Source organism: Arthrobacter crystallopoietes BAB-32 (assembly GCF_000328305.2).
Lineage (GTDB): Bacteria > Actinomycetota > Actinomycetes > Actinomycetales > Micrococcaceae > Crystallibacter > Crystallibacter crystallopoietes_A.
Genome location: NZ_ANPE02000319.1, coordinates 1 through 2894 on the forward strand (window position 1 = coordinate 1; position 2894 = coordinate 2894).

The 2894-nt window shown below is 73.6% G+C and carries 3 protein-coding genes and 1 pseudogene; all 4 read right to left on the reverse strand.

Annotated elements, in window-relative coordinates:
• Nucleotides 1–722 (reverse strand): annotated as a pseudogene (locus D477_RS20610) (hypothetical protein); the annotation flags it as partial.
• Nucleotides 719–1207, reverse strand: a complete 489-nt coding sequence (locus D477_RS21470) for a GPW/gp25 family protein (protein WP_005275311.1) — start codon at nucleotides 1205–1207, stop codon at nucleotides 719–721. The gene D477_RS21470 and the pseudogene D477_RS20610, both read right to left, overlap by 4 nt.
• Nucleotides 1204–1542 (reverse strand): hypothetical protein, encoded by a 339-nt coding sequence (locus tag D477_RS20620; protein WP_005275314.1) that lies wholly within the window; start codon nucleotides 1540–1542, stop codon nucleotides 1204–1206. Before D477_RS20620 ends, D477_RS21470 begins: the two co-directional genes overlap by 4 nt.
• The coding region (locus D477_RS22925) for a phage baseplate assembly protein V (RefSeq protein ID WP_005275316.1) at nucleotides 1539–2894 on the reverse strand (1356 nt) is incomplete at its 5' end. The genes D477_RS22925 and D477_RS20620, both read right to left, overlap by 4 nt.

Genomic DNA, 2894 nt, shown 5'->3' on the forward strand with positions numbered 1-2894 from the left:
GGCGGGGGAGCCGGCTCGTCCTCCGGCCACCAGGGGAAGGCGAGGGTGCCGGCGGAACGGTCCACGCGCACGGCGGCCTCGTCCGGACCGGCGTCCGCGAAGGCCTCCACCTCGCGGCAGATCCGGAACGGGCGGCCCTCCACCAGGACGGCGTTGCCGCTGCGCAGCTGGGTTCCCTCCGGCACCTCGATGCCGACGGCCAACCCCTCGCCGGCCACCGCGGGAACGGCCGGCAGCTGGGCGACCTGGCCGGGGCGTCCGGTTCCGGTCCCGACCGGGACGGCCTCATGCAGGACGGCGTCCACGGCCGGGACCTGCACGGTCTGCCCGCCGGCCGGCAGCAGCGCGTCCTCGGTGGTGGTGAAGACCGGCTGCGGCGCACCGGGAACGCCGGGCTGGCAGCCGACCTGCGTGCCCTTGGGAATGGTGACGGGCCCGGCCTTGGGGTCCGTCCGGGTGAATTCGAGCAGCGCCTGCGCCGCGTGCGGCGGCCGCAGCGCGGTGCCCAGCAGGTTCAGGTAGACGGTGTAGAGCTTTTCCGGCACGCGGTTCAGCCGGTAGATGAGCATGTCGGTCAGGTGCGCGAAAGCCTCCACCAGCACCATGCCCGGATCGTGCACCGTGGGCTCCCAGGAGGGGTCCACCTGGCGGATGCGCTCGCGGGCGCTGGCCACCAGCTCCATGAAGGAGCGGTCGTCCAGGTTGGGCACGGGGATGCTCATCCGGCACCTCCGTAGGCGCCGGGAACGGGGGCTCCGGTGTCGTTGAGGCGCGGCGGAATCCCGGCGTCCCGGACGGGAACGACGACGGTGATCCGGTCTTCGTGCGAGGTGGCACGAATGCGGTAGTGCAGGCGGATTTCCAGCTGCCCGGGCTCCTCGGGCATCCGGCCGGCGTCCAGCGAGAGAATGCTGATTCGCTCCTCCCAGCGCTCGATCGCCCGGGCCACGTAGTGCACGGCGAGTCCGGCGGTGGTGTCGCCGGCGGGTTCGAAGACGAGCTGGAACAGCCGGCACCCGTAGTCCGGCCGGTTCACGCGCTCGCCGGGGCGGGTGCTCAGCAGCAACAGCAGTGACTGGCGGACGGCTGCGGCATCGGTGACGCTCGCCAGGCCACCGCCCGGTGCGGTGCGTAGGCCCGCCGGCCCCGCATCGGCGTCGAAATCCGGATGTACCATAGCCAGGGCGCGGTAGCGGGGCATGCTCATGACGTGGCCTCCGCGAAGTCCTGGCCGGCGGCGCGGACGGTGTACTTGACTGCTCCCGGCGGGGTGCCGTCCGTGTAGCCGGTCACTGAGTCCAGACAGACGGCGCGGTCCCCGATGCGCAGGAACCCGGAGTAGCCGGTATGCACGGCCAGGGTGTTGGTGCAGGGCTTGATGTTCAGTCCGATGTTCGGGCAGCCGCCGATCGGGCGGCCCTCGGGATCGTGCGCCACCAGCACCGGGGAGCCGGCGATGCGCACCCACTGCTGCGAGGCGGTGGGGCGGACGGTGCCGTCGTGGCCGCAGCGGGTGGTGCCGGCGAGGACCAGGACTTTCACGGCGCCTCCTCGAAGTCGACGCTGCGGGCGCGGATGCGCAGGGCCTGGCCGGGTGCCTCCAGCGTGAGGTCCGTGGCCGAGCTGATCCGCAGCAGGTCCGGCCCCAGTTCAATGGTGGAGCCGTGGCCGTCCGCGAGGGCGAGCCGGTGGCCCGCGCCGTCGAGCATGACCTGCTGGCCGTCTGCGGTGCGGAGCGTATAGCGTCCGCCGCGCGGCCCGGGGACGGCGGCGTCCGGCGCCTGGTGCGTCCCGTAGAGTCCGCCAAGTACGACGGCGTTGCCCGGGTCCGCGGCGAGCAGCAGGGTGAGCACGTGGTCGCCGGTCGCGGGCAGGACGACGGCGCCCTTGTCCGGACCGGCCCCGGCCACCAGCACGGGTGCCCAGGCGGTTGCCAGATCCGGATAGGCCGGCAGCGAGACGCGGACCCGGCCGAGCTGCTGGGGGTCCTCCGTGCCGGTGACGATGCCGAGCGTGGCGACATCTGCCGCGCGGGCTGCCGGAGGACCGGGCGGACGGGTGGAGACGGCGGATTCGTAGCCGGTGGCGTCGATCTTGTGGGCTGCCGTGCAGACCGTGTAGGTCCCCTCGAACTCGGCGGCCACGCCGCGCAGCCGGATGCGCTGCCCGGGGCGCAGCGCCGGGTCTCCATCCGCGACCAGCTCGGCGGTGGCTTCGGCGGCGGAGCGGACGTCCAGCTCGGCCTGGCCAAGCGCCTCGGCGGCTGCCGCCTCCCGGTGGAGTTCGTTCCGGCGCTGCAGTGGCCCGCCGCCGCCCACGATCGCCGGAGCCGGGTCCGCCTTCACCTCGGCACGGGCGCCACGGTCCTCGGCACGGCCGCGCACGGCGGCGGCCGGATCGGGATGCCAACCGGCCACGTCCGCGCTGCGGAAAGAAGGCTCCTGGCTCAGCTCCAGCTCGGCCGAGTGCAGGTTTACGCCCAGCTCAAGCTCCAGCGGCTCGCCGTCGTCGTTACCGGATAACGGGACCAGCAGCAGCTGGTCCCCGGCGACTACGGGATAGCGCCCGGCGCGGGAGCAGATTTCGGCGAGCACGGCCAGGTCCGAGCGGCCGCACTGGTACACCGGACCCACGGCATGCCCGGCGGCCCGGCTTGAAACCTGCAGGCCGGTGCCGGCGCTGAGCGCTGCGGCCAACCCGGCGAGGTCAGTGGCCTCCAGCAGCCGGGTCGATTGGCGCTTGCGCAGCCGGTGCAGGGCGTCGTAGGCGCGCAGCCGCAGCAGCCGGTTGGCGTTGGCGGCGTAGCTTCGCTCGACGACGGTGACGTCGCCGGCGAAGAGCGGCTGCGGCCGGCCGGCAATCTCCACCGTGAGCGCGTCGCCCGGTGCCGGCGC

What these genes read in the sequence shown, in the direction of transcription:
- D477_RS21470 (WP_005275311.1), bottom strand. Translation starts at nt 1,207, where the DNA reads ATGAGCATGCCCCGCTACCGCGCCCTGGCTATGGTACATCCGGATTTC.